Source organism: Agromyces sp. ISL-38, from assembly GCF_018613935.1.
In the GTDB taxonomy this organism is placed as follows: Bacteria; Actinomycetota; Actinomycetes; order Actinomycetales; family Microbacteriaceae; genus Agromyces.
Map to the genome: position 1 here is coordinate 83,122 of NZ_JAGGPF010000009.1, position 25,694 is coordinate 108,815.

Annotated in this window: 22 protein-coding genes; 10 read left to right on the forward strand and 12 right to left on the reverse strand. The window is 69.3% G+C overall.

Annotated features, from left to right (window positions below):
- Positions 1-3: 3 nt before the first annotated feature.
- The 9 genes from J7E25_RS07820 to J7E25_RS07860 form a co-directional block, all read right to left on the reverse strand.
- Positions 4-645: a thymidine kinase gene (locus tag J7E25_RS07820; protein WP_214869507.1), complete on the reverse strand. Its 642-nt coding sequence runs from the start codon at positions 643-645 to the stop codon at positions 4-6.
- A complete protein-coding gene (locus J7E25_RS07825) occupies positions 646-1,338 on the reverse strand; it encodes a response regulator transcription factor (protein ID WP_214869509.1) in 693 nt (230 codons plus the stop codon).
- Complete coding sequence (locus tag J7E25_RS07830) at positions 1,325-2,467, reverse strand: hypothetical protein (protein ID WP_214869511.1); 1,143 nt, start codon at positions 2,465-2,467, stop codon at positions 1,325-1,327. Before J7E25_RS07830 ends, J7E25_RS07825 begins: the two co-directional genes overlap by 14 nt.
- Entirely contained in the window at positions 2,464-3,681 is a 1,218-nt protein-coding gene (locus J7E25_RS07835; protein WP_214869513.1) for a sensor histidine kinase, read from the reverse strand. The genes J7E25_RS07830 and J7E25_RS07835 overlap by 4 nt, the downstream gene beginning before the upstream one ends.
- Positions 3,682-3,822: 141 nt before the next feature.
- A complete protein-coding gene (locus J7E25_RS07840; RefSeq protein ID WP_214869515.1) occupies positions 3,823-4,887 on the reverse strand; it encodes an Rv2578c family radical SAM protein in 1,065 nt (354 codons plus the stop codon).
- A 326-nt stretch (positions 4,888-5,213) separates the two neighbouring features.
- Entirely contained in the window at positions 5,214-6,992 is a 1,779-nt protein-coding gene (locus tag J7E25_RS07845) for an ABC-F family ATP-binding cassette domain-containing protein (protein ID WP_214869517.1), read from the reverse strand.
- 527 nt (positions 6,993-7,519) lie between these two features.
- Positions 7,520-8,998 carry a malate:quinone oxidoreductase gene (locus J7E25_RS07850; protein ID WP_214869519.1) on the reverse strand — a complete coding sequence of 493 codons (1,479 nt, stop codon included), beginning with the start codon at positions 8,996-8,998 and terminating at the stop codon, positions 7,520-7,522.
- A 68-nt stretch (positions 8,999-9,066) separates the two neighbouring features.
- Entirely contained in the window at positions 9,067-9,513 is a 447-nt protein-coding gene (locus tag J7E25_RS07855; protein WP_214869521.1) for a VOC family protein, read from the reverse strand.
- 21 nt (positions 9,514-9,534) lie between these two features.
- Positions 9,535-9,954, reverse strand: coding sequence for a hypothetical protein (locus J7E25_RS07860; protein WP_214869523.1), 420 nt, complete (start codon positions 9,952-9,954; stop codon positions 9,535-9,537).
- 85 nt (positions 9,955-10,039) lie between these two features.
- Here J7E25_RS07860 and J7E25_RS07865 point away from each other — a divergent pair, with 85 nt between their 5' ends.
- The gene (locus J7E25_RS07865) at positions 10,040-10,657 is read left to right on the forward strand and encodes a MerR family transcriptional regulator (protein WP_214869525.1); all 618 of its coding nucleotides are present in this window, start codon (positions 10,040-10,042) and stop codon (positions 10,655-10,657) included.
- A gap of 70 nt (positions 10,658-10,727) precedes the next feature.
- Here the strand turns inward: J7E25_RS07865 and J7E25_RS07870 are convergent, their stop codons facing one another.
- Both J7E25_RS07870 and J7E25_RS07875 read right to left on the reverse strand, forming a co-directional pair.
- On the reverse strand, positions 10,728-11,339 hold the full coding sequence (locus J7E25_RS07870) for a bifunctional 4-hydroxy-2-oxoglutarate aldolase/2-dehydro-3-deoxy-phosphogluconate aldolase (protein WP_214869527.1): 612 nt from the start codon (positions 11,337-11,339) through the stop codon (positions 10,728-10,730).
- A gap of 14 nt (positions 11,340-11,353) precedes the next feature.
- Complete coding sequence (locus J7E25_RS07875; protein WP_308164426.1) at positions 11,354-12,277, reverse strand: sugar kinase; 924 nt, start codon at positions 12,275-12,277, stop codon at positions 11,354-11,356.
- 93 nt (positions 12,278-12,370) lie between these two features.
- Between J7E25_RS07875 and J7E25_RS07880 the strand changes: the two genes are divergently transcribed.
- The 4 genes from J7E25_RS07880 (at position 12,371) to J7E25_RS07895 (ending at position 16,558) form a co-directional block, all read left to right on the forward strand.
- Positions 12,371-13,675, forward strand: coding sequence for an alanine racemase (locus tag J7E25_RS07880; RefSeq protein WP_214869531.1), 1,305 nt, complete (start codon positions 12,371-12,373; stop codon positions 13,673-13,675).
- A gap of 57 nt (positions 13,676-13,732) precedes the next feature.
- Positions 13,733-15,343: an amidohydrolase family protein gene (locus J7E25_RS07885; RefSeq protein ID WP_308164427.1), complete on the forward strand. Its 1,611-nt coding sequence runs from the start codon at positions 13,733-13,735 to the stop codon at positions 15,341-15,343.
- Between the two features lies 1 nt (position 15,344).
- Complete coding sequence (locus J7E25_RS07890) at positions 15,345-16,076, forward strand: IclR family transcriptional regulator (protein ID WP_214869533.1); 732 nt, start codon at positions 15,345-15,347, stop codon at positions 16,074-16,076.
- Positions 16,077-16,174: 98 nt separating this feature from the next.
- The gene (locus tag J7E25_RS07895) at positions 16,175-16,558 is read left to right on the forward strand and encodes a RidA family protein (RefSeq protein WP_214869535.1); all 384 of its coding nucleotides are present in this window, start codon (positions 16,175-16,177) and stop codon (positions 16,556-16,558) included.
- A gap of 45 nt (positions 16,559-16,603) precedes the next feature.
- Here the strand turns inward: J7E25_RS07895 and J7E25_RS07900 are convergent, their stop codons facing one another.
- Positions 16,604-17,533, reverse strand: coding sequence for a MurR/RpiR family transcriptional regulator (locus J7E25_RS07900; RefSeq protein WP_308164429.1), 930 nt, complete (start codon positions 17,531-17,533; stop codon positions 16,604-16,606).
- 65 nt (positions 17,534-17,598) lie between these two features.
- Here J7E25_RS07900 and J7E25_RS07905 point away from each other — a divergent pair, with 65 nt between their 5' ends.
- The 5 genes from J7E25_RS07905 to J7E25_RS07925 all read left to right on the forward strand — a co-directional run bounded on the left by J7E25_RS07905 (position 17,599) and on the right by J7E25_RS07925 (position 25,694).
- Positions 17,599-21,189 (forward strand): sugar-binding protein, encoded by a 3,591-nt coding sequence (locus tag J7E25_RS07905; protein WP_214869539.1) that lies wholly within the window; start codon positions 17,599-17,601, stop codon positions 21,187-21,189.
- A gap of 160 nt (positions 21,190-21,349) precedes the next feature.
- Positions 21,350-22,714, forward strand: coding sequence for an ABC transporter substrate-binding protein (locus J7E25_RS07910; RefSeq protein ID WP_214869541.1), 1,365 nt, complete (start codon positions 21,350-21,352; stop codon positions 22,712-22,714).
- A gap of 68 nt (positions 22,715-22,782) precedes the next feature.
- Positions 22,783-23,745, forward strand: a complete 963-nt coding sequence (locus tag J7E25_RS07915; protein WP_214869543.1) for a carbohydrate ABC transporter permease — start codon at positions 22,783-22,785, stop codon at positions 23,743-23,745.
- Positions 23,742-24,674 carry a carbohydrate ABC transporter permease gene (locus tag J7E25_RS07920; RefSeq protein WP_214869545.1) on the forward strand — a complete coding sequence of 311 codons (933 nt, stop codon included), beginning with the start codon at positions 23,742-23,744 and terminating at the stop codon, positions 24,672-24,674. Before J7E25_RS07915 ends, J7E25_RS07920 begins: the two co-directional genes overlap by 4 nt.
- A gap of 27 nt (positions 24,675-24,701) precedes the next feature.
- Complete coding sequence (locus J7E25_RS07925) at positions 24,702-25,694, forward strand: LacI family DNA-binding transcriptional regulator (RefSeq protein ID WP_214869547.1); 993 nt, start codon at positions 24,702-24,704, stop codon at positions 25,692-25,694.

Sequence of the window (25,694 nt, forward strand, 5' to 3'; positions counted from 1 at the left end):
CGCTCAGTGGCGACCGTTGAGCACGCCGCCGCTCTCTTCGAGGTAGCAGACGCCGCAGAGCGATTCGTAGGTGACCTCGTGCACCCGGCCCTCGCTCAGTTCGGTCGAGGCGTCGATGGCCACCTGGTCGCCGGTGAACACGAAGACACCGTCGATCTTGCGCGCGTTGAAGATCGCCTTGCGACCGCAGCGGCAGATCGTCTTCAGCTCCTCGACGGCGTGCGCGATCTCGAGGAGGCGGCGGCTGCCGGGGAAGGCGACCGTCTGGAAGTCGGTGCGGATGCCGTAGGCGAGCACCGGGATGTCGTCGAGGAGCGCGATGCGCAGCAGGTCGTCGACCTGGTCGGAGCTCAGGAACTGCGCCTCGTCGATGAGCAGGCAGCTCACATCACGACCGTGGCCTTCGATGATTCGCGTGCGGTGCTGCTGGAACCGCTCGATGACGCTCGTGTCGGGCTCGATCGTGAAGTCGACCTCACGCACGTTGCCGAGCCGCGAGACGATGTCGCGATCGCCCTTCGTGTCGACGGCCGGCTTCGCGAGCAGTACCTGATGGCCCCGTTCCTCATAGTTGAACGCCGCCTGGAGCAACGCCGTCGACTTGCCGGAGTTCATCGCCCCATAGCGGAAGTACAGCTTCGCCATCTATTCGAGGTATCCGTCCTCCGCCGCACGGCGGATCAACTCCGACTTGCGGCTCGCAGGCCGGTCGGCCTTCGCGTACTTCTCCCGCACGCGCCGGAGGTAGGTCTTCGCCGTCTCGTACCCGACATCCATGCGGCGGCTCACCTCAACAGTACTGAGGCCCTGCACGTAGTACCGCAGGGCTCGCTCCTCGGCGGGGCTGAGGTGCACGCCGTCGTGGACTTCGACGGGTTGCGTCGCCGTGTCAGCCGGGTGCCCGTGGTGGGATCCGGCGGCTCGTGACGGATGCCGCGGCAGCCGCTCGCCGCGAGCCGCTCGTCGTGCCATCTCGACGAGCTCGTCGGCGGGAAGCGTCTTCGATACGAATCCCGCCGCGCCGGCCGCGAGCGATCGATCGCGCGACTTGTCGTCGTCGAGCGCCGTGACGACGAGCACCTTCGCGCCCGCGGCCCGGCACGCGCGGATGCGCGATTCGATCGAAACGGTGTCGCCGAGCTGCAGGTCCATCAGCACGAGATCGACGGGGAACTGGGGGCTCCTGATCAGCTCCATCCAGCTGGTCGCGCGCAACACGACTTCGAAATCGGGCGCGCGATCTTCGAACCATCTGGCGAGGCTGTCGACGATGAGTCCGTGATCGTCGAGCAGCGCGAGTCGGTACGGGTTGGTCGCTCGGGACTCATTCGGCGACATAACTGAACTCCACCGTGACATTCTCTCGCGTTTGCGTTGATTCCGCGCGTAATGCAACCGCACGTGCCACGACGACGAACCGCTCGAGCTCGCGACGGGATGGCGGCGCCCCGCCGGTCTGGGTCGTGAGGGTGATCTTTCGGCGTTCACCGTCACGTGCGAACACGACACGGATGGCGCTCGAGCGCGCAGCATCGCCGAGCCACGAGATGAGGGCGGTGAGCGCCGAGCGCTGGTCGCCGCCGAGATCGGCTGCCGCTCCCGCCGGATCGACGACGACGGTCTCGACGCCCCGACTCTGCTGCACGTTCGCCGCGAGGTCGTCGAGCCAGGTGGACTCGATGCCGGCCTTCAGCGCTCGACGCAACGCCTCGGCGAGTTCGCGGGCACGATCGGCGTCGCCAACCGAGATGCGATCGGCGGTCATCACACCGGCGAGGAATGGCAGCACTTCACGCCCGAGCACCGAGACTCGGCTCTGCTGCACCGAGCGCGCGATGCCGGCGCGCAACTCGGCATCGCGCTGCAATGCCGCCCGATTCGCTTCGCGCTGCCACGCGAGCGTCTCGCCGACGATCGAATACGCGTAGCCCGCCGCGGCCGCCGACATCGCGAGCGTCGGCGCGGAGTTCACGGCGATGAGAGCGCCGATCGGCGCAGACCCGGCCGTGTACGTGGAGGTGCCGATCACGAGGATCGACACCACTGCCGACGATATCGCGCCGGCCAGGAGCAGTGAGACCCACGTGCAATACGGTGCGACCGAGAGGATGAGCAGTCCGATCACGGCCGGTCCGAAGTTGTCGTAGAGATACGTGTCGGCGCCGATCGTGCTCACATACTCGGCGATCGCCGCTCCGACGCCGAACGCCACCACGAGCCAGAGTCGGTCGGTCGTGAACGGCGCACGGGCCGGTGACGCGGAGATCGGGGCGGCTGTGCCGGCAGCGGCGACGAGCGCGATCGCGAACACCGCGGCGAACGGCGAACCCACTTCTCCCCAGTGCAACCACGTCAGCACGATCGCGGTACCGACCGCGACCACCGCGCCGATCGAGACGATCGGCGCGGCCGTGATGCCGCCGATGGGGTCGGCCTCCTGCTGGGTGAGCCGCATCCTCGCGCTCATTCGCCGCCCTCCGGCACGGTCAACACGATCGTCGTGCCGATGCCCTTCGTCGACCAGAGACGCACGGTGCCCTGCTCCTGCTCGATGCGGGCCCGGATCGACGTTCGCAGGCCGATGCGATCTTCGGGCACCTCGTGCTCGTCGAAGCCGACCCCGCTGTCCATGACGGCGATCGTCACCTCACCGCCGGCGAGCCCGACGGCGACCTCGGCTTCGCCGACGCCCGCGTGCCGTGCGACGTTGATGAGGCATTGCGCCACCGCCGCATCGAGGGCGGCGGCTCGACGCGGTCCGAGCTCGCCGAGCACTTCGAGGTCGCCGGTCACGCGAATCTCGAGTCCTGCGTTGGCCGCCGCCGCGACGGCGTGCGGCAGCCGTTCCACGTCGACGGATGCCGGTGGGCGAGCGGCCGCTCGTTCCCTGGTGTTGCCCGAGCCACCGGCCTCGGCGTGATCAGTCGCCCAGTCGCGGCCGACGATGAGGCCGAGGTCCTGCCGGATGCCGACGCGCAAGCGCTCGTCGACCGGCCCCGAGCCCGCCGCCGCGATCGCGACGAGGTGGCTGAGCGCGGTGTCGTGGAGCCTGGCGGTGGCGCGGAGCTCGTAGTCGTGGCGGATCTCGAGCTCGTGGGACTGCTGGCTCGCACGATGAAGCCCCGCAGTGTGGCGCGAGTCCGACCGGCGGCTCAACCCGTCGAACGTGCGCACGACGACGACCAGCCCGAATGCAGCCGCGGCGGCCAGGTTCGGTGCGTAGGTGCCGCCGACGAGCGCGACGCCGAGGAAGGTCGCCGCCTCGCCGAGCGCGTACCCGAGCGTCGCCCAGATGAGTGCCGTCACGGAACCGCTCCCTGCACCGCCTACGAGGAGCAGGGCAACGAGTGGGAGCGCGGTGAGCGCGTTGTTCGTTGTCGCGAATCCGCCTTCGGAGTCCATGATGAGCACCGTGAGCGCACACACGACAGCCGCACCGACGACGAGGTAGACCACGGTGAGTGTCACGGTCGAATAGATGGAGACGGCGACGAGGAACACGGCCATGGCGAGTGTGAGGATGAACGCCGCCCAGTCGTCGATGTTGCCGAAGAGAATCGCGGCGACGAATGCGACGGTCGCGGCGACGGCAAGACACGTGAAGGCCGCGAAGTGGCCCGCAGTGGCGAGGGCGCGGCTCATGGAGTCGCGTGCGAGGTGGCCGGGTAAGCCCAACGTCATCGGGTTTCTCCCCCTTGCTTCCGCCCTCGGCGCGACGATCTGCTTTCGGGCTTCTGCGGATTATCCCAGTTTGTGGGCGGCCGGCGCAGCCCTGGGCGCTCGCCGCGCCGTCGCCGCACCATGATCGGGTCGACTGCTTACTCAGAAGAGGGCAGCCGGATCGGCCGGGCTGCCGAAGATCTCGGGAAGCTCGACGGCCGCTCCGCCGGTAAGCGCGGTCGAGCGGATGCCGCCGGTGACCGGATCTTCGCGACCGCGCTCGAGTCCGTGCGCCCTGATCAGCGGCCGGATCCGTTCACCGAGCCAGCGCCGGTACGCCTTCGGCGCGTACGCGTTGTTGCCGTAGTACATCGACCGATACTTCGGCACGAGCTCGGGATGTTCTCGTTCGAGCCACTGCATGAACCACGGTTTCACGCCGGCCTTGAGATGCAGCGCGGTGTAGAGCACACTCGTGGCGCCGGCGGCCTTCGCCTGCCGCAGCGCATCGTCGAGGTGCGCCTTCGTGTCGGTGAGGTACGGCAGGATCGGCATGAGGAAGACGGCACACTCGAGGCCGGCCTCCCGAACTGCCGAAACGGTCGCGAGCCGCGCCTTCGCGCTGGGCGTGCCCGGCTCGACCGATTGCTGCAGCTCGTGGTCGTAGATCGCGATCGACATCGCGACGTCGACGGGCACGAGCTTGGCAGCTTCGGCGATGAGGGGCAGGTCGCGGCGCAGCAACGTGCCCTTCGTGAGGATGCTGAACGGCGTGCCGCTCGTGGCGAGCGCGTCGATGATGCCCGGCATGAGGGAGTAGCGGCCCTCGGCCCGCTGGTAGGGGTCGGTGTTCGTGCCGAGCGCCACCGCATCGCGTCGCCACGACGGCTTCGCCAGCTCAGTGCGCAGCACGTCGGCGACGTTCACCTTCACGATGATCTGGCGATCGAAGTCGTCACCGGCGTCGAGGTCGAGATAGGTGTGCGTGGGCCTCGCGAAGCAGTAGCGGCATGCATGCGTGCAGCCCCGGTAGGGGTTGATGGTCCAGCCGAAGGGCATCGCGGACTGGCCGGGCACCTTGTTGAGCGCCGACTTCGCGAGCACCTCGTGGAAGGTCACGCCCGCGAACTCGGGGGTCTGCACCGAGCGCACGAGGTTGTTGAGCTTCGCGAGCCCGGGCAGTGCGTCGGATTGCTCCACGCCGAGTTCCTGCCCGCTCCACCTCATAGCGATATTCGAACACATGTTCGAATGAACGGCAAGCGGATGCCTCGGCGTGCCGCGGCTCGGCCGAGGCATCCGCACCGGTTCTTCAGGGGCGCCGCGAGCCGCGAGCATGTCACTGTCCGCCACGTGAGTTTCGCCTCACATGAGGCAAGACTCACAGGACGCAGCGGCGAACTCACACCAACGCTTGGGAGGACATTGCGAGATTTGGAGGACATCGGCGGGGGCGAACGTCCTCCGAATCGCGCAAAGTCCTCCGAACCGTGGACGGCCTCGCAGCGACGCGCGGGGCGGGGCGGGCGCGCCCTGCCGGCCGGCCGGGCGCGTTACGTCTTGGCGACCCGTTGCTCCAGCTCCGCACCAGCGCGCTGCCCCGCCTCGAGGGCGAGGCACTCCCCCGCCCAGCGGCGGCGCAGCCACCGATCGTGGCTCGCGATCACGACCGCGCCGGGGTAGGCGCCGAGTGCCTCCTCGAGGTCGGTCGCGAGCCCGAGCGAGAGATGGTTCGTCGGCTCGTCGAGCAGGAACACGTGCGGCGGCCGCGTGATCACGAGCGCGAGCGCGAGCCGGCGCTGCTGCCCCACCGAGAGCGCGCCGACGGGGCGTCCCTCGTCGCGTGGGGCGATCAGTCCCAGGCTCGCGAGCGTCACCTGCTCGGCGCGCCGCTCACCGAGAACGCGTTCGTAGAGGCGACGCGGCGAGGCATCCGGATCGGCGAACCGCACGTCCTGCTCGAGGAGCCCGACTCGCAGCCCCTTTCGCCGGTGCACGGTGCCGCGGTCGACCCTGAGCGTGCCCGCCAGCGCGCCGAGCAGCGTCGACTTGCCGGCGCCGTTCGCGCCCGTGACGAGCAACCGGGTGAGCGGCGCCACCTGCAGCGCATCGAGTTCGAGGCGACCGGCGACCGCGACTTCCGAGAGTTGCAGGAGCAGCCCGGATGCCTCCTCGAGCGCGTGCGACCCCGACGGGATGCCCGCGAATTCGAGCGGGGCCGGCGGCTTGCGCACCTGCTCCCGTTCGAGCGTCTCGAGGCGCAGCTCGGCGTTGCGCACGCGGCGCGAGACCGCCTGATCGACCTTCCCCCGCTTGAAGTGCTTGAGGTACTTGTCATTGTCGGTCGGCGCGCGGCCGTGCGAGACCTTGCGCGCCGTCTCGACGACGCCGAGGCGAAGTCGCTTCAGCTCCTCCTGTTCGGCCTCGTACTGCCGTCGCCACCGCTCCTGTTCCTCGGCCTTCACGGTGAGGAACTCACTGAAGCCGCCACCGAAGACGGTGCCTCCGGCTGCCGCCAGCGCGTCGTCGCGCGTCGCACCACTCGCCCCGCCCGAGCTCGAGAGAGCGAGCGCGCCCGCGCGCCCCGGATCGAGGTCGAGGAGCCCGGTCGCGACCCGATCGAGGAACTCCCGATCGTGGCTCGCGAACATCACCGGTCCGCGCCAATCGCGGAGCCGGCCTTCGAGGAAGACCGCGGCGTCGTCGTCGAGATGGTTCGTCGGCTCGTCGAGCAGGAGCGCGTCGGGAGCCCCGAGCAGCAGCGCCGCGAGCGCGAACCGGCTGCGCTGGCCGCCCGAGAGCTCGCCGATCGCCCGCTCGAGACCGAGCCCGGCCACGCCCAGCCCCTCGAGCAGCTCGTCGCGCCGCGACTCGGCCGACCACACCTCGGCGCGTTCCGCCGCGTCGAGCGCCGCCGAATAGCGATTCGCGGATGCCGCGGACTCGTCGCGTGCGAGCGCGGATGCCGCGGCATCGAGCTCCCGCTCGATGCCGCGCACTTCGGCGAGCGCCGCTTCGAGCACCTCGCCGACGCGGTCGTGCACGTGGAACGGCAGCTCCTGGGCGAGGAGCCCCGTGCGCCGGGGCCGCGTGATGCTGCCCGAAACGTGGGCGTCGGCGAAGACGGCGGCGGATGCGGCATCCGCTCGCTCGTCACCGCTCGCGACGAGTCGCAGCAACGTGGACTTGCCCGCGCCGTTCTCGCCGATGAGGCCGAGCCGGTGGCCCGGTGCGACTGCGAAGGCGAGGTCGGTGAAGATGCGCCGTTCAGGGTAGGAGACCGAGAGTCCGTCGGCACGGAGATGTTGGGAATAGGAGACGTGTAGCGCCATGGGGACGCCCTTTCACGAGTGCTCCCGGGCAGCCGTCGGATGCCGCGGCGCGCGGCTGTGACGGACGATGCACCGAGCGGCACGACCGCGGCACCAGCGGCGCCGACGACTGCCCGGGAGCGGAGAGTGGATCCCGCCGGGCATTCGCCGTCGTGAAAGGGTGCGCGCGACACTGTCGCGATCAGTGAAAAGAGCACACCCTGCAGTCAACGGCGCCTCAGGCGCGGGACGATGGGATGTGCTCACTTCATAGCGGAGTCGACGCTAGCAGAGGTCGCGGCCGGAAGCCAAGAACTTTCTCGAGCCACCTACGCTCGGGCCTGCTCGCGCCCGCGGCCAGCTCGGGCCTGCTCGCGCCCGCGGCCAGCTCGCGCCGCGCCGCCAGCGCGCGCCGCGCCGCCAGCGCGCGCCGGTTTGTAGGACATGTCTCGTTTTGTAGGACATGTGAGCGCGCGCACGTCCTACAAAACGGCCCAAGTCATGCAAACCGCATGGCGTTGCGACATGACGCGCGCGTGCCCGACCCGCTACGCGGTGAGCTCGAGCAGCTTCGCCGTCTCCGTGAGGGAGGCCTCGGCGACGCCGGGATCGGCCGACAGCTGGCGACCGAAGCTCGGGATCATCTCTCGCAGCTTCGGCTCCCAGCTGAGGAAGCGGTCGGGGAAGCAACGTGCGAGCACGTCGAGCATGATCGGCGCGGCCGTGGACGCACCCGGCGAAGCCCCGAGGAGCCCGGCGATCGTGCCGTCGGCACCTGAGATGAGCTCGGTGCCGAACTGCAGCACACCGCCCTTCTCAGGATCCTTCTTCATGACCTGCACGCGTTGGCCGGCGGTGATGAGCTCCCAGTCGCGGTCTTTCGCGGTCGGCATGAACTCACGCAGGGCGGCCATCTTCTTCTGGCGCGAGGCGAGCAGCTCGGAGACGAGGTACTTCACGAGGTCGAAGTTCTTGAGGCCGACCTGCAGCATCGGGCCGAGGTTGTGCAGGCGGATCGAGAACGGCAGGTCGAACCACGTGCTCGACTTCAGGAACTTCGGCGTGAAGCCGGCGTAGGGGCCGAAGAGGAGCGCGGTCTCGCCCTCGACCACTCGGGTGTCGAGGTGCGGCACCGACATCGGCGGAGCACCGACCGCGGCCTTGCCGTAGACCTTGGCCTGGTGCTGGGCCACGACCTTCGGGTTCGTGGTGCGGAGGAACTGACCCGAGATCGGGAAACCGCCGAAGCCCTTGATCTCGGGGATGCCGGAGTGCTGGAGCAGTGCGAGCGCACCACCGCCCGCGCCGACGAACACGAACCTGGCGTACGTGATCTTCGGCGTCTGGCCCACGAGGTGCCGCACGCGGAGCTTCCACCTGCCGTCTTTCTGGCGCTTGAGCCAGGTGACCTGGTGGTTCGTCTGCACCGACGCGCCGCGACGCTCCATGTCGGCGAGGAGGTACTTCGTGAGCGCACCGAAGTCGACGTCGGTGCCAGAGGCAACACGGGTCGCGGCGACCTTCTGCTTGAGGTTGCGCTTCTTCGCGAGGAGTGGGGTCCACTGGGCGATGCGCTCGAGGTCTTCGGTGTACTCCATGTCGGGGAACAGCGGCTCGTTCCGCAGCGCCTCGACGCGCTTCTTCAGGTACTCGATGTTCGCCTTGCCCTTGACGAACGTCATGTGGGGCGTCGAGTTGATGAAGTTGTGCGGCTCGGGCAGCGCCCCGGTCGAGACTAGGTACGCCCAGTATTGCCGGCTGATCTGGAACTGCTCGTTGATCGACACGGCCTTGGCAGCGCTCACCGTGCCGTCGGGGGCCTCGGGCATGTAGTTCAGCTCGCAGAGCGCGGCGTGGCCCGTGCCGGCGTTGTTCCAGGCGTTCGAGCTCTCTTGGGCCACCTCGCCCAGGCGCTCGTAGACGCGGATGCTCCAGTCGGGCTGCAGTTGCGAGATGAGGGAACCGAGCGTGGCACTCATGATGCCACCACCGATGAGCACGACGTCGACGGATTCCTCTGAAGTCACGGATTCCAGTCTAGATGCGCCGCGAGGGTACCCCTGACCGGGGGTGATGCAGGACCGGACGACTCGCCTCAGGCGCCGCCGAGTTGCGGCAGTCCACGCTCGTCGAGCGGCCAGCTCGGGTTGTGCGCGAGCTCCCAGAGATTGCCGTCGGGATCGGCGACGTAGGCGCTGTAGCCGCCCCACGCCGTGTTGGCGGCGCGCTTGGAGATCTGCCCGCCGGCGAGCACCCAGTCGCCCACCGCATCGTCGACTTCTTCGCGCGTCGAGAAGTTGATCGCGAGCGCGACGGCACGGAAATGCGGCGCGTTCGCGTGAAACGTGGGGAGGGCGGCATCCTTCGCGAGCTCGGCCGTCTCCCACAGGGCGAGCACACCGCCGGGCGTCGCGAAGAACGACACCTCGCCCGGCACAGAGGACGGCGCCTCACGCCAGCCGATGCGGTGGTAGAAGGCCGTCGCCACTTCGACGTCGGCGACCCCGAGGGTGACGAGGGAGAATCGCTGCGGAATGCCCATGTGGCGAGCGTACCGCTGACCTCAGAGCGCCGCGATACCGCCGGCGATGAGCCCGATGCCCGCGGTGATGAGCGCTGCCGTGAGCACGGCGACTCCGATCCAGAGGAGCATGATGAGCCGGTTCGGGCGCTCGGGGTCCTTGCCGGTCACCGAGAGGAAGAAGCCGGCAGGCATGAGGATGGCCGCGATCGGCACGCCGGTGCGGGCGAGCCACAGCCAGAAGCCGTCGAGCGCCGCGTGGCCGATGACGGCGAGGATCGCGATCGAGAGCACGAGGAGCACGGCGGCGTGCGCGTGACCGGCACGGAAGAAGCCCTGCTGCAGGCGATTCACCGGTACGTGGCCGCGTACGACTCGAGTGAGGAAGTAGCCGCCGCTCTCAACCGTGACGAGCGCGAGCAACAGGATGCCGATGAGGATGACGTCTTGGGCGGACGGCATGAGCGGTCCTTTCGGTTGGGATGTGATTGGATAGTGTTACTCTCCAATAATAGAGAGTTGCACTATCCAATGCAAGGAGTTCGGCATGCGCATCTCGGCACTCGCTGAGGCGGCGGGGCTGCCCGTCGCGACCGTCAAGTTCTACTTGCGCGAGGGACTCCTCCAGCCGGGGGTCGCGACCTCGGCCACGCAAGCGAGCTACGACGAGTCGCACGTGCGGCGGCTGCGACTCGTGCGCGCGCTCATCGGCTCCGTCGGGCTGAGCGTGCAGCAGGCCCGGGCCATCCTCGAACTCGTCGACGACCCTGGCGACGACCTCTATTCGACGCTCGGCCGGGCCGTCGAGGCCTTGCCGCCCGCCGTGGAGCGGCGCGAGGGCGACGACCCCTATCCTCGCGCCCGCGCCGCGCTCGCCGCGCTCGGCCAGGTCTTCGACCCCGAGTACGCCGCGGTGGCGCAGCTCGAGTCGGCGCTCGCGGCCGCGGAGGCCGCCGGCATGCCGATCAGCGACGAGCGCCTGCAGCAGTACGGAGACCTGCTTCGCAAGCTCGCCGCCTTCGACCTCGAGCGGATGCCCGAAGAACCGCATGCTGCCGTCGAGTACACCGTGCTCGGCACGGCGCTCTACGAGCCCGTCATCGTCGCGCTCCGGCGACTCGCCCACCAGGATCAGGCTGCCCGGCTCCGCGGAATCAACCGCTGAGGGGTCGGGCCCGTCGACGCCGGCCGAGGGCGATCAACCCGTCGCGACGGCTCCCGGAGAAACCCGGACGTCAGCGGGCGAGCAGCTTCGCGAGCGCAGGCAGCTGCGCCGGGTCTTCGAGCGCCGAGCCCACGGCGACCGTGCGGACACCAGCATCGAGGAACGCTCCCGCGTTCGCGGCATCCATCCCACCGGTCGCGACGAATCGGGCATCGGGGAACGGGCCGGCCATTGCGGGGAACCAGGCGGTGCCGAGCAGCGACGCGGGGAACGCCTTCAACCACGTGAGCCCGAGCGCCATGGCGGCCTGCACCTCACTCGCCGTCGCGACGCCGGGCAGCGGCGGGAGGCCCGCGGCGACCGAGGCGCGCACGACGGCCTCGTCGAAGCCGGGGCTCACCGTGAAGGCAGCGCCGGCGGATGCCGCGAGCTCGACATGACGCATCGACACGACCGTGCCCGCGCCGACGAGGCGGCCGGCGGCTCGCCCCGCCTCGGCGACCGCGGCGAGCGCCTCGACATCTGCCGGCGATTGAATCGGCAGCTCGACGACGTCGATGCCGAGCTCCCAGGCCCGGCGGGCCAGCTCGAGGCTGCGCACGGCGCCCATGCCGCGGAAGATGGCCATGAGCGGCCGCCCTGCGAAGATCGCGTCGAATTCGGCGTTCACGATGTCGGTCATGTGCGGCCTCTCGGTCAGCGGCGGGTGCGGGGGAAGTCGGCGGTCTCGGCGAGCACGAGCACGGCGCGCTCGTGTCCGGCGCGCAGCCGCTCGGCGGGCGATGCGCCGCGCAGGAAGGCGTCGAGGTAACCGGCCGCGAAGGCGTCACCTGCGCCGACGGCCTCGACGACGTCGGTGGGCACGGCCGGCACGCGCTCGAGGGTGTCGCCGATGTTCCCACTGGTCCCGATGCGGGCGAACTCCGTGGCTCCGACCGCGCCGTCTTTCACGACGAGCAGTGCCGGCTCGGGCAGCAGTGCCCGCACGTCGTCGGCGGTCTCGGTGTCCCAGAGTTCGGCGGCCTCGTCGAGGCCGACGAACACGAGGTCGGCACGCGCGGCCAGCTCGCGAAGACGGCGCGCCGCGACATCCGTCGATGACCAGAGCACCGGCCGGTGGTTGACATCGAAGCTCATGATCGCGGGGCCGGGCGCGACCAGCGCGAAGGCGGCATCGACGAGGGCGTCGCACGATGCCGAGAGCGCCGGCGTGATGCCGCTCAGGTGCACGATGCGGGCGGTGTCGACGGGCAGCTCGTCGAGGAGTGCCGGAGCCATGCGAGACGCGGCCGATCCGGCGCGGAAGTACTGCACGCCACGACCCGGATCCTTGAAGTACACGCCGGTGGGCGCCTCGGGGTCGACCCCGACCCAGCGAGTGTCGACGCCGCGCTCGGCGAGCTGTCGCACGAGGCGGCGGCCGAGCGTGTCATCGCCGACGGTGCCCGCCCAAGCGGCATGGCGACCGAGCGCGGCGAGGTGCGAGGCCACGTTCGCCTCGGCGCCGCCGGGATCGAGGTGGAAGTCGACGGCACGTTCGAGCGGTTCCGCGTGAGCCGGAGCGATGAGCACCATGGTCTCGCCGATGGCCACGACGTCGGGCTGCGCTGCGAGGGTCACGAGCCCTATGCTGGCGGGTGTGCAGATTCGGCGCAAGCCGGTTGCAGCATACGCAACGCATTCCCATCGCATCGCTGAACAAGAGGATGACGGATGCCGCGACCGCGCATGATCGCCGAGCTCGCCGAGGAGCGCCTCGAAGCGAGCGACAAGGGCCTCCCCGCTCGAGCGGCTGGAGTCACGGTGCGCGAGTTCCTCGCGAGCGGCCCTCGCCTCAGCGAGTTCTGGACCCCGCTCCTCGTGCTCGACGAACGGGCCCTGGCCCACAACACGCGCGTCATCCAGGAGTGGGCGACTTCCCACGGCTTCGACCTCATGCCCCACGGCAAGACCACGATGGCCCCAGCGCTCTGGCAGCGGCAGCTCGACGCCGGGGCGGCGGGCCTCACCCTCGCGACACCCGGGCAGGTGCGCACCGCGCGCTCGTTCGGCGTCGCCCGAATCATGCTCGCGAACACCCTCGTCGCCCCCGCCGGGCTCGCGTTCGTCGCGAGCGAGCTCGCCGATGACGGCTTCGCCTTCTCGTGCTGGGCCGATTCGGTGGCGACCGTCGAGGCGATGGAGCAGGCGCTTCCGGATGCCCCGCTCCCCCGCCCGATCGACGTGCTCGTCGAGCTCGGCGCCTCCGGGGGCCGCACCGGCGCTCGCACGCTCGACGAAGCCGTCGCCGTCGCCGAGCGCATCGCCGCCTCGCCGTCGCTTCGCCTCGCGGGCGTCGCGGGCTACGAGGGCAGCCTCGGCCACGACCGCTCCCCCGCGGCGCTCGCCGCCGTGCGTGACTATCTCGGCGACCTCATCGAACTGCGCGCCGCCGTGCGACCGCTCGTGGGCGACCGCGAGCTCGTCGTGACCGCGGGCGGCAGCGCCTACCTCGACGTCGTCGCCGACGTGTTCGCACCGGCCATCGCAGCGGATGCCGCGGCAGGGCTCCCGGCGAGCTGGGTCCTCCGGTCAGGCGCCTCGCTCCTGCACGACGACGGCTTCTATCACGGCATCTCCCCGCTCGACGCGAGCGCGGCTGCTGCTCGCTCGGGCGGCACCGCCCTGGTCTCGGCGATGCGGGGGTATGCGCGCGTCGTCTCGCATCCCGAGCCGGGGCTCGCCCTGCTAGACGGCGGCAAGCGCGACTTCCCCTACGACGAAGGGCTGCCGGTGCCGTTCGGGCGCGCCGCGCGGCTCGGCGCCGATGAGGAGCCGCTCGTCGGGGCATCCGTGACCGCACTGAACGACCAGCACGCCTTCCTGCGATCGGATGCCGCGCTGCCGGTCGGCATCGGCGACATCGTGTCGCTTGGGCTCTCGCATCCGTGCACGGCGTTCGACAAGTGGCGCTGGATCCCGGTGGTCGAGCACCACGGTTCCGACCACGTGGTCGACCTGGTGCGCACGTTCTTCTGACGGGCGAGCAGCGCCCGGCCGCCGCCCACACCCCGCCGCCCACCGAATGAGGAGCCCGTGCCGCACCTGATCCGCAACGTGACTGTGGTCGACGGCGATGGTGCCGGAGCTGCGCCGGCAGACGTGGTGCTCGAGGGCGGCCTCATCGCGCGCATCGACCCGGCGGGCAGCGTCGCCCCGTCGTCCGGCGACACCATGCTCGACGGCACCGGGCGGCTGCTCATGCCCGGGTTCGTCGACGCGCACTCGCACGCCGACGCGCTCCTCTTCGATCCCGATGTGCAACTCGCGCTGTTGCGGCAGGGCGTGACGACGGTGATCGGCGGGCAGGACGGCGTCTCGTTCGCACCCGGCGACGGCCGCTACGCGAGCGAGTACTTCGCGGCGATCAACGGCCGGCACCCGACCTATCGGGGCGGCGGCGTCGCTGCACTGCTCGCCGGCTACGACGGCACCACGGCCCTGAACGCCGGCACCCTCGTTCCGGCCGGCACCGTGCGGCATGAGGTGATGGACCGGTCGACGGATGCCGCGACATCCGCAGAGCTCGCAGCCATGACCTCGCTCGTGGCCGAAGGCCTCGCCGCCGGCGCCCTCGGCCTCTCGACCGGACTCGACTACGTTCCCGGCATCTTCGCGGAGACCGACGAACTCGCGCGCCTCACCGAGCCCGTCGCCGCTGCGGGCGGCGTGTACGTCTCCCACCTCCGCGGCGGGTACGAGGCGAACTCGGCGGCCGGCATCGCCGAGATGCAGGCGATCGCCCTGCAATCGAGGGTCGCCGTGCACGTCTCGCACTTCCACGCCGAGCCCGGCATCGTGCACGGCCTGCTCGACGGTCTCGCGGCGGCCGGCGTCGATGCGACATTCGACGCGTACCCCTACACCCGTGGCTGCAGCATCCTCACGATGCCGATCCTGCCCGCCTCGCTCTCGGTGCAGCCGGTCGCCGACGTGCTCGAGGCGCTCACCGATCCCGCCGAGCGCGAGGTGCTGTTCCGGTACTGGTTCCCCTCGATCGCCGACTACCCGAGCCTCGGCGCGGAATGGCCGTCGATGCTCACGCTCGCGCACATCGCGGCACCCGAGTTCGCCTGGGCGCACGGCCTCACGCTCGACGAAGCGGCGCGGCGCGGCGCCACCGACCCGGCGAGCTTCGCCCTCGACGTGCTCGCCGCCTCTCGCCTCGAGGTGAACGTCGTGATGGCGGTGCGCAACGAGCGCTCGCCGGCCGAGCTGGCCTCGATCCTCGCCCACGCCGGCGCGCTCGGCGGCTCCGACGGCATCTTCGTCGGCGCACACCCCCACCCGCGGGCGCGCGGCACGTTCGCTCGGTATCTCGGCAACCTCGTGCGCGAGCGGGGCGCGCTGACGTGGCCCGAGGCTGCGGCGCTGTGCTCCACGCGCGCCGTCGACCGGTTCGGGCTCGGCCGGCGCGGGCGCATCCGTCCGGGGTGGATCGCCGACGTGGTGCTCGTCGATCCCGATCGGGTCGCCGACACGGCGAGCTACGAGGCGCCGCTCGGGCTGTCCAAGGGCATCGACGACGTGTTCGTCGCCGGTGTTCCGGTGCTCGCGGGCGGCGCACTCACGGGCGCGACGCCGGGGCGCGGCATCCGTCGCTCAGCTGCGCGCCCGCTTCAACCCGCACAGTCCGAGGAGGCCTGACATGTCGCAGAGCGTCAGTCGCGCCGCGCGCATCATCGATGCGATCGCGGCCGACCCGCGCACCGTCGCCGAACTCGCCGAGTCGTTCGGGTTGCATCGCTCGACGATGTTCCGTGAGCTGCAGTCGCTCGAGGAGGTCGGCTGGGTGCGTCGGCGCGGCTCGGGCCGCTACACGCTCGGCACCCGGCTCGCGGCACTCTCGAAGGAGGCGCTCGACTCGCTCGACCTCCGCGAGGCCGGCGCCGAGCACGTGCGCCGACTGCAGCGCCGCACGGGCAACACCGTGCACCTCGCGGCCCTCATGGACCGCTCGATCATCTATGTCGACAAGGCCGAGGACGAATCGGGAGTGCGCATGTACTCGCGCATCGGCCGCGAGGTGATCCCCTATTGCTCGGGCGTCGGCAAGGCGATCCTCGCCGGGCTCGACCGGTACGCGCGTGACGCCGTGCTCAACGGCGTCACCTGGCAGCGCTACACCGAGCACACCATCACCACTCGCGAGCGCCTCGACCGCGAGCTCGCCGTCGTGAACGCACGCGGCTGGGCCACCGACGATCGGGAGTTCGAGCCGTTCGTGAACTGCATCGCCGTGCCGATTCGCAGCCCGATGGGCGTCGTCGGCGCGCTCTCGGTCACCGCGATCCGCATGGTGGCCGACCTCGACCAGCTGCAGGCGCACCTGCCCGCCATGCGCGAGACCGCCGAGCTCATCTCGCGAGAGCTCGGCTGAACCGCGCGGATGCGTCGGGGCATCCGTCAGACGAGCGGATGCCGCATCCGCTCGAATCACCGCTCGAAACCCACCGCTCGAATCCCACCGGAGGAACCATGTCCAAGACCGCCGTCACGCTCTCGAACGCGCCGAAGCCCGCCGGGCCGTACAGCCATGGCGTGGTCGCGAACGGCTTCCTGTACACCGCGGGCTTCGGCCCGCAGGACCCCGCGACCGGGCTCGTCGTCGAGGGCGGCGTAGCCGAGCAGACCCGCCAGGTGCTGCGAAACATCGGCGCCGTACTCGCCGAGTACCACCTGACGTTCGACGATGTCGTGAAGGTCACCGCCCATCTCGAGGACCTCGACGACTTCGCCGAGTACAACACGGCCTACGCCGAGTTCTTCATCGAGCCCTATCCCGTGCGCACGACTGTCGGCTCGCGGCTGGCGAACATCCTCGTCGAGATCGACGTGGTCGCGGCGATTCCGCAGGACTGACAGGACCGGGGTGCCGAAGCCAGCTCCCTCCAACCCTGTCGCGCTTCATGCCTCGCCCACCCGTTGGGCCACGAGCACCCAGAGCAGCCCGGCCACGAGTGTGTCGCCGGCGCGTCCGGCGAAGTGCTCAGTCCACGCGGTGCTCACGCGCGTGCCGGAGTCGAGCACCGTATGCGCCGTTGCGGCCAGGGGTCCGCTGGGTTCGCCCGTGAGGAGCGCCGTGTGTGCGCCTCGCTCGTGCGCCGCAGCCAGGAAGGCGGCGCCCTCCGCGCCAGAGCCGTCGCGACAGACCAGTAGGGCGACGTCGCCGGGTGCGAGGAGGGATGCGCCGACCTTCGCCTCGAGGCCGCCCCGGTGCATCCACGCTGGGCGGCCGATGCGCAGGAGCCGGTTGTAGAGCTCCTCCGCGGGCACCGCGTCGGCCCACTCGCCGAGGATGTGCACGCGCGACGCGGTGGCGATGTCGTCGGCGAGTCGCGTGACGCCGTCGAGGTCGACGCTCTGGGCAGCGGCGCGCACCGCGCGCATCTGGGCAGCCGCGAGCGCGGTGACGATCCGATCGGCCGAGTCGTCGGGTCGGATGGACCCGCCGATGTCGTGCTCCCAGGCCGAGCCGCTCGCGCGCCCGTTCTCCGTGGCGATGGCTGTCCGCATCGACGGATAGCCGGAGTAGCCGAGGCGTTGTGCGTAGCGCGACACGGTCGCCGGCGTCGTCTCGGCCAGGGCGGCGAGCGCGGTGATCGACATGGACGCGACTCGCTCCGGCGTGCTCGCCACCAGCGCGGCAATTCGGTCGGAAGCCCGTGCCGTCGTATCGTCCGCAACGTCGGGGAGATCTGAGGTGGGAGTCACTGCAACGTCCTCGGCTCGTAAATGTCGTGCGCGGAATGCGTTCGCTGAGTCTCCATCATGCACAACATTTGCCAGTTGCGATACCGTTTTCGCAAATTGCTTGACGGGACCACGGCAGATCACTCATGCTGTGTCGCAGGCGGCGCGAAAGCGCTTGAACAGATCGCAATCTCAATGAGGAGTACGCCTTGCCCCAGTCTTCGTCGGCCTCGATCGGCCGCGGCCGATCCCGGCGCACATCGTCCATTGCGTCGACGCTCGTCGCCGCCCTCGCACTCGCGGTACTCAGCCCCACCGCCCTCGCGGCCGCAGCGGTGGAGGATCCACGCCCCATCGTGATCAGCGACTTCGACGCAGCCAGCCAGTGGACGACGCTCGTCCGCAGCGGCGCCTCCGGCACGTTGACGATCGACAGCACCGAGGCCCACACCGGCAGCACTTCCGGGCGCCTCGACGTGGCGATCCCGAGCGGGACCGTCGAGATCGTCGGCGGGGCGGTGACGATCGAGGCCACGTCCCTGGAGTTCTCGGTGAAGTCCGCCGCGATCGACGGCGTCGCACTGCGGCTCACGGACAGCACGGGTCAGGCGCACCAGCAGCGGCTCCCGCTCAACCCCGCGGCAGCCGGATGGCAGACGATCCGGGTCGAGGACTTCGACTCCGGACCCAACTACGTCTCGTGGGGCGGTGCGGCCGACGGCATCTGGCACGGCCCGCTGAGGCGCGTGAGCTTCGTGCTCGACTCGGGCAACATGGCACCCGGTCTCACCGCGGGCACCGCGTTCTTCGACACGGTGCAGGTGTTCAAGCAGGCTCCGCCGCTCGCGATCGTTCCCACGGCGGTCGGCAATGGCTTCGACGCCGGCCAGCCCGTCACGATCGGCTTCGTGAGCAGCGCGCAGAGCATCGCGTGGACGGTGCGCGACGCGAACGGCACGGAGGTCGAGCTCGGGGACGCGACCGTCGCAGAGCTCGGCGGCAGCATCCCGCTCGCCGTGAACACGCCGGGGTGGTATGAGGTCGACCTCGTCGCGACCGCGGCCGACGGCACGACCCATGCAGCCGGCACCGACTTCTCTGTGCTGGAGCCCTACGACTTCTCCGACTCCACCGACGGGCGCCTCAGTGTCGCGACGCACTACGGAATGAGCTGGCCACTCGACTCCGCGCCGTTGCTCGCGCGCGCCGGGTTCTCGAGCGCCCGGGACGAGGCATACTGGGCGGGGCAGGAGACCACCGCCGGCGCCTTCAGCTGGCAACCCAAGGTCAACGCCTACCAGGCGAAGCTCGAGGAGCTCTCGGTCGACCAGTTCCACATCCTCTCTTACGGAAACCCGCTGTACTTCGAGGACGAAGCGCCCTCCACGCCCGAGGGGCGCGAGGCGTTCGCGCGCTACGCTCTCGCTTCCGTCGAGAAGTTCGGCACGGACGACACCATCTACGAGGTGTGGAACGAGTGGAACTGGCGTGACCGGGATGGCGCCGCCGGTGCCTCCGCCGCGCACTACGTCGCCCTCCTCGAGGTGGTCGTGCCCGCCGTGAAGGCGGAGTACCCCGACGCCGTGCTGGTCGGCCCGGCGCTCGCCCCGATGGAGGACTGGGAGGGCTGGTTCCGCGAGTTCGCCACGCTTGGTGGACTCGAATTGGTCGACGCGGTGTCGACCCATCCATACACCTTCCCTCAGAATCCCGAGGGTTCCGCACGGTTCGAGGGCCACGTCGACACTCTCCGCGGAATCATGGCAGAGCACGGCACCGACAAGCCGATGTACCTCTCCGAGGTCGGCTGGCCGACGAGCACCAACTCGACAGGCGTGAGCGAGCTCACGCAGGCGAAGCACCTCGTGCGTGCGCAGCTCCTGGCCTTCGCTGATGACATCGAGCGCTTCACGATCTACGACTTCATGGACGACGGGCTCGATCCCGCCGAGAACGAGCACCGCTTCGGTATCGTGCGCAATGGGAACGACCCGCGCGGTGCGTTCACGCCGAAGCCGGCATATGTCAGCAATGCGGTGCTCGCGCGACAGATCGACGAGCTCCCGTTCGACCGCGCGGTCGATCTCGGTACCGACGAGCACGATGTCGTCTTCGCAGGCGACGGCCGAGAGGTGCACGCCGTGTGGTCCACCGCCCCTGACGGCGGCGCTCTCGCCTTCACGACGGGCGGTCCGGTCACGGTCACTGACTTCTATGGCGCCGAGACGACGCTGACCCCGAACGCGAATGGCGCCGTCACGGTGTCCGTCGGTGGAGAGCCCGTGTACGTCACCGGCGAGTCCATCACCGACGTCGAGGTCACGACGGCGTTCGCGCTTCAGGTCGACGGCGAGATCGTCGGCGACGATGCCAGCGGCACCGTCGTGGCGGACAACACCTCGGGCACGGCACCGCTGCACTTCACGGTCAACGCGGGCGGTGCCGACACGACGGGCACCGCCGCCGCGGGAGCCACTGGCGAGGCTGCTGTGACATATCCGGCACAGAACTCGGCGGGAGATCGCCGCTACACCGCGACCGTTTCAGTGGATGGCGACCGTGTCGCCTGGCTCTTCACGACCGGAGTCGCGGCTTCGCCGCTCACCATGACGGGGACTCACGCGGTCGCGGAGGACGGCACGGAACAGCTGATCCTGCGGGTGGCGAACTCCTCGTCGCGCGCGGTTACGGTGGATGCCGTCGTCTGGACGGTCGGAGAGAACACCGGGACCGGCCTCGAGAGCGCGGAGATCCCGGCGGAGCAGACCGTCGACCTCGTCGTTCCCGTTGCGGTCACCGCCGCCGTCGAGTGGAGTGCGACCCTCACCCGCGGCGATACGCCTCCCATCGCGGGAAACGGCACGCTCAAGCCGATCGGTGCATCGACCGAGGTCGTGCACCACACCGTGACCGTCGACGGGATGGTCGACCTCGCACTGACTGAGGCGAACGGCATCGACCTCACGGCCAACGGCGCTCCTGCCGTCACCGGGTGGGAAGGCGAGCAGGACCTTTCCGGCACGCTCTGGCTCACCCACGACGCCGACAACCTGTACGTGACGGCGTCCATGGTGGATGACGCCCATGCCAACCCGGGGACGGGAAGCGACATCTGGCGCGGCGACGGGATCCAGGTCGGGATCACCGCGGGCGCTCCCGGCGAGACCCTGCGGGTGCAGGAGATCGGCTTCGCGCTCGGCGGGGCCGGCGAGGTCGACACCTACCGGTGGGCGCCGACGGACCAGTCGACCGAGCCGACCGGCATGCAGGCGAGCGTCGTCCGCGACGAAGACGCCAAGACGACGGTGTACGAGGCGTCGATCCCCTGGACGACACTCGGCATCGATCCTGCGGCGCGGTTGCTCTCCACGACGGTCGTCGTGAATGAGAACGACGGCAGTGGCCGAGCCGGCTGGCTCACGTGGGGAGCGGGCCTCGCCGAGTCCAAGAATCCATCGCTCTACCGATCACTGCTGCTCTCTGCGGTCGTACCGCAAGAGCCGGTCGACACGCTCGACCTCAGGCTGACCGCGCGTTCCCAGTGCTGGCCGTCTGGTGCGACCGTTGCCGTGCATGCGGTGAACCAGGGCGACCTGAACACCGACATCCGCGTCCAGTCGACCTTCGGACAGAAGAAGTGGTCCGGCGTGAAGCCGGGCGATGCCGTGTACGTGGGCTTCGAGTCCGGCCAGCCGTCGATCGTGGCCGGCACCGTCACCGTCGCCGCATACCAGTGGCGCCGCGGCGACCCCGTGTACGAGCGCGTCGAGCTGCCATACGAGGCGGTGTCGTGCGAATGACCCAAGGCGATCGGGGCCGGGAGGCGGTGCCATGATCTGACGTGCCGAAACGAGTGACGCAAACGCTCCGCCCGCAGCCTGCCCTTCAGGGCCCCAGCCTCGCACCACGACGTCCGCTGGACCGGATCCCGGTTTCAGCATTTCCGAAGGACTACAGTTAATGATCAACTCCCGTATTCCCCGCCTCATTCCGGCGGCCATCATGGTCGGCGTCCTCGGCGCCGGGCTCACCGCCTGCTCGGGCGGCTCCGCCGGTTCCGCCGACGGCAAGGTCGAGATCACCGTCGGTGGCATGCCGACGGCCGATAAGCCCGAACTCCTCGAAGACTTCAACAACACCGTCGAGGCGTTCGAGGAGGCGAATCCCGACATCTCCGTCGTCGGCGAAGAGACCGTCTGGGCTGCCGACACGTTCCAGTCGCTCATCGCCGGCGGCACGATGCCGACGACGCTCGACGTGCCATTCACCGAGATCCAGGCGCTCATCGCGCGCGGCCAAGTCGCCGAGATCGGCAACTATCTCGAGAAGAGTGAGACGCTCAGCAACCTCAACCCGAGTGTGGTCGATGTCGTCAGCACTGACGAGGGCATCTGGGGCATCCCATGGGGCGCCTACACGATGGGCCTGGTCTACAACCGCGGACTCTTCGAGCAGGCGGGGCTCGACCCCGATGACCCGCCGCAGACGTGGGACGAGGTGCGCGAGGCCGCGAAGGCGATCGACGCCAACACCGAGGCGCAGGGTTTCCAGTCGATGACGCTCGAGAACACCGGCGGCTGGATCCTCCAGTCCATGTCGAACGGCTTCGGCGGCAGTGTCGAGAATGTGGACGGCATGGAAGCGACCGTCGACAACGACGGCACGCGCGCGGCGCTCGAGTTCTACCGGCAGCTGCGCTGGGAGGACAACACGTTCGGCAGCAATTTCCTGCTGAATTACGGTGATGCCCATTCCGCCCTCGCCTCGGGGCAGGCCGGCATGATGGTCGCCGGTGCCGATAGCTACAACAACCTCGTGACGAACCTCGGAATGGCACCGGAGGACTTCGGTGTCGCCCCGCTCCCGCAGTCGGAAGACGGCATCGGCACGCTCGGCGGGGGCACGATCGCGATCTTCGACCCGCAGGCATCCGCCGAGGAGGTCGAGGCTGCAACGAAGTGGGTCGAGTTCTGGCGCTTCAAGAAGTTCAACGACGAGGAATTCGCCGTCTCCCAGGCTCAGGCCGCATCCGAGGCGGGCAGCGCGGTCGGCGCTCCCGGCCTGCCGGTCGTGGATGCCGCGCTGCAGGACCAGTACCTCGACTGGGTCGGCGAGTACATCAACGTGCCCCGTGAGAACTACGAGCTCTACCTGTCGACGGTCGAGACGGTGCCGATCGTGCCCGAACCGGCGGTCAAGGCGCAAGAGGTCTACGCTGCCCTCGATGTCGTCGTGCAGGCGGTGCTCTCCCGCGAGGACGCCGACATCGACAGCCTGCTGAGCGAAGCGCAGTCGGCCGTGCAGGGAATCATCGACGCCGGCTGATCAGGCGTCGCATCGACCGGGCCGGGCTCTGCGACGCGGAGCCCGGCCACCACCACGAAGGAGTGACGATGGCGACAAGCACTCTCGCCCCCCGCACCGCAGCGCCGCCCGATCGGGCGAAGCCCGCCGTGGGCGATCCGACGAATCGGCGGCCGCGCCGTCGGCACATCACGTCGAAATCGATTTGGACGTTCCTGTTCGTCCTGCCGATGCTCGTCATCTTCACCCTCTTCGCGTGGTGGCCGATCGTCCAGAGCCTCGGGCTCAGCCTGCAGCAGACCAACTTCATCACAAGCGAGTGGGTGGGGTTCGAGAACTTCTCGCGCGTGCTCGCCGACCCGCTCCTGCCAGTGGCCACCGGAAACACCGTGCAGTTCACCCTGTTGTCAGTACTCATCGGATTCCCCGTCCCGCTCTTGTTCGCGATCCTCATCGCCGAGCTGCGCCGGGCGCGCGGCTTCGCCTCGGTTCTGGCCTATCTGCCCGTCATCGTTCCCCCGGTTGTGGCGGTGTTGTTGTGGAAGGCGCTCTACAATCCGAGTGGCGACGGCGTCTTCAACACGATCCTCGGCTCGGTCGGCCTCGGGCCGTTCGCGTGGCTCAATGACGGCGATCTCGTGATCCCGGCGATCGTGGTCCAGGCGACGTGGGCGTCGTTCGGCACGGCGACGATCATCTACCTCGCCGCGCTCATGTCCGTTCAGTCAGAGCTCTACGAGGCCGCGGAGATCGACGGCGCGGGTATTCGCCGGCGCATCTGGCACGTGACCCTGCCGCAGTTGCGCGGAGTGATCCTGACCATGCTGCTGCTCCAGCTCATCGGCGTGTTCCAGATCTTCACAGAGCCGTACATCATGACCGGCGGCGGCCCGGAGAATCGGAGCGTCACGATACTGATGCTCATCTACCGCTACGCCTTCGTGTCGGGAGACTACGGCCGCGCAACCGCACTGAGTGTGCTGCTCGCCGTCGTGCTCGCGCTGTTCTCCGTGTTGTTCCTGTTGACCACCCGACGCTGGAGCCGATCATGACCGCACAGACTCGAGCCATCGCGCCCAAGCTGCGTCGGGTCGACCCGTCGAGCACAGAGCGCAGCGTCATCTCGGCGCACGATCTCACCGACCCGAAGCGCCGCATCGCGGTGACGGTGATCGGAATCGTCCTGCTCATCGTGCTCGTCGCCGCGAGCGTCGGCCCACTGTTCTGGCTTTTCAAGGCGGCGACCTCGACGACGACCGAGTCGCTCTCGGAACCGCTGAGCCTCTGGCCGAGCGGATTCCATGTCGAGAACTTCGTCGTCGCGTTCGAGCAGATCCAGTTCGGCAAGTACCTGCTGAACACCCTGTGGGTGTGCATCGGCTGTTGGTTCTTCAGCCTCATCGTCGCGACGACGGCGGGCTACGCCCTCGCCATCCTGCGCCCGCGGTACGCGAAGATCATGGAAGGCGCCGTGCTCGCGACCCTGTTCATCCCGGGTGTCGTCTCGCTCGTCAGCCTCTACCTGACGGTCGTCCAGGTGCCGATCATCGGCGGCAGTCTCATCAATACGTTCTGGGCGGTGTGGCTGCCGGCGGCGGCGAGTGCATTCAACATCATCCTCGTGCAGCGCTTCTTCGCCTCGCTTCCGCACGAGATCTTCGAGGCCGCCGAGGTCGACGGTGCGGGGCCGGTGCGCATCTTCGTCTCGATCGTGCTCCCGCTCTCGAAGCCGGTGATCGGAGTGGTCTCACTCATCTCGATCATCGCCGCGTACAAGGACTTCCTCTGGCCGCTCCTCGTGCTGCCATCAGCGCAATTGCAGCCGCTCTCGGTAGCGCTGCCCCGCCTCGAGTCGTCGACGGACCTCGCGGTGTTCCTCGCCGCCCTGTTCGCGTCGGTGGTCGTGCCGGTGAGTTTCTTCCTGATCTTCCAGAAGCAATTCCTGAGCGCGGCCGGCAGCTCGGGAGCGTTGAAGGGCTGAGCAGAGGCGGCCATTACGATGAGGGACATGACGGACCGACCGGTCACCCTGAGCGACGTCGCCGAAGCGGCCGGCGTGTCAGTGTCGACCGCGTCGAAGGCACTGAGCGGCACCGATCGCATCTCGCCCAAGACGCGCCAACTCGTGAAGAGCACCGCGCTTCGGCTCGGTTTCCGTCCGAATGCGCTCGCGCGATCATTCGCGCGCGGACGCAGCCAGACGATCGGCGTGCTCACACAGCGCGCATCGAACGTGTGGAGCCGAGTCGTGCTCGCGGGCACCGCGCTCGAGCTCGGAGCCGCCGACCAGGCGATGCTGCTCTACGACGCGCGCCTCACCGGAGCGGATATGGCCGAGAGCGTGCTCGACCTGCGCGCCCGTCGTATCGACGGCGTCATCGTGATCGGAGTCGGCACGTCCGAGCGAGTGCCATCGATCAGCGACCTCTTCGACGTGCCCGTTGTGTACGCGTTCATGCGCACCGAGAGCGAGAGCGACGTGACCGTGACCTCCGACGACGCCGCGATCGGCCGCGTCGCCTTGACCCACCTCATCGAGTCGGGACGACGTCGTATCGCGCACATAACGGGAAGTGCGCACGACGAGGCGGCGAACACACGAGCAGCCGGTGCCACCGAGGCGATGGCCGCGGTCGGTCTCGAATGGGCCACTCCCGTGCGCTTCGACAGCTGGAGCGAGTCCTGGGGCGAGAGCGCCGCGCGGGAGGTGGTGGATGAGGTACCCGATGTGGACGCGATCTTCTGCGGAAGCGACGCGATCGCCCGGGGTGCCGAACGCGCGCTCCAGGCCGCCGGACGACGGGTTCCCGACGACATCGCCCTCATCGGGGTCGACAACTGGGAACAGCTCATGCACGAGAAGTTCAGCCGTCACCTCACCACAGTCGAGGTGGGGCTCGAGCAGATCGGGCGGCTCGCCGCGCGTCACCTCATCCACAACGACCTTGAGCCCGGGACGCATTTCGTTCCCCCGGAGCTCAAACTCGGGGTCACCGCATAG

Coding starts and splice junctions, on each gene's coding strand:
- J7E25_RS07820 (WP_214869507.1), bottom strand. CDS start 645: ATGGCGAAGCTGTACTTCCGCTATGGGGCGATGAACTCCGGCAAGTCG.
- J7E25_RS07825 (WP_214869509.1), bottom strand. CDS start 1,338: ATGTCGCCGAATGAGTCCCGAGCGACCAACCCGTACCGACTCGCGCTG.
- J7E25_RS07830 (WP_214869511.1), bottom strand. CDS start 2,467: ATGAGCGCGAGGATGCGGCTCACCCAGCAGGAGGCCGACCCCATCGGC.
- J7E25_RS07835 (WP_214869513.1), bottom strand. CDS start 3,681: ATGACGTTGGGCTTACCCGGCCACCTCGCACGCGACTCCATGAGCCGC.
- J7E25_RS07840 (WP_214869515.1), bottom strand. CDS start 4,887: ATGAGGTGGAGCGGGCAGGAACTCGGCGTGGAGCAATCCGACGCACTG.
- J7E25_RS07845 (WP_214869517.1), bottom strand. CDS start 6,992: ATGGCGCTACACGTCTCCTATTCCCAACATCTCCGTGCCGACGGACTC.
- J7E25_RS07855 (WP_214869521.1), bottom strand. CDS start 9,513: ATGGGCATTCCGCAGCGATTCTCCCTCGTCACCCTCGGGGTCGCCGAC.
- J7E25_RS07860 (WP_214869523.1), bottom strand. CDS start 9,954: ATGCCGTCCGCCCAAGACGTCATCCTCATCGGCATCCTGTTGCTCGCG.
- J7E25_RS07865 (WP_214869525.1), top strand. CDS start 10,040: ATGCGCATCTCGGCACTCGCTGAGGCGGCGGGGCTGCCCGTCGCGACC.
- J7E25_RS07870 (WP_214869527.1), bottom strand. CDS start 11,339: ATGACCGACATCGTGAACGCCGAATTCGACGCGATCTTCGCAGGGCGG.
- J7E25_RS07880 (WP_214869531.1), top strand. CDS start 12,371: ATGCCGCGACCGCGCATGATCGCCGAGCTCGCCGAGGAGCGCCTCGAA.
- J7E25_RS07890 (WP_214869533.1), top strand. CDS start 15,345: ATGTCGCAGAGCGTCAGTCGCGCCGCGCGCATCATCGATGCGATCGCG.
- J7E25_RS07895 (WP_214869535.1), top strand. CDS start 16,175: ATGTCCAAGACCGCCGTCACGCTCTCGAACGCGCCGAAGCCCGCCGGG.
- J7E25_RS07910 (WP_214869541.1), top strand. CDS start 21,350: ATGATCAACTCCCGTATTCCCCGCCTCATTCCGGCGGCCATCATGGTC.
- J7E25_RS07915 (WP_214869543.1), top strand. CDS start 22,783: ATGGCGACAAGCACTCTCGCCCCCCGCACCGCAGCGCCGCCCGATCGG.
- J7E25_RS07920 (WP_214869545.1), top strand. CDS start 23,742: ATGACCGCACAGACTCGAGCCATCGCGCCCAAGCTGCGTCGGGTCGAC.
- J7E25_RS07925 (WP_214869547.1), top strand. CDS start 24,702: ATGACGGACCGACCGGTCACCCTGAGCGACGTCGCCGAAGCGGCCGGC.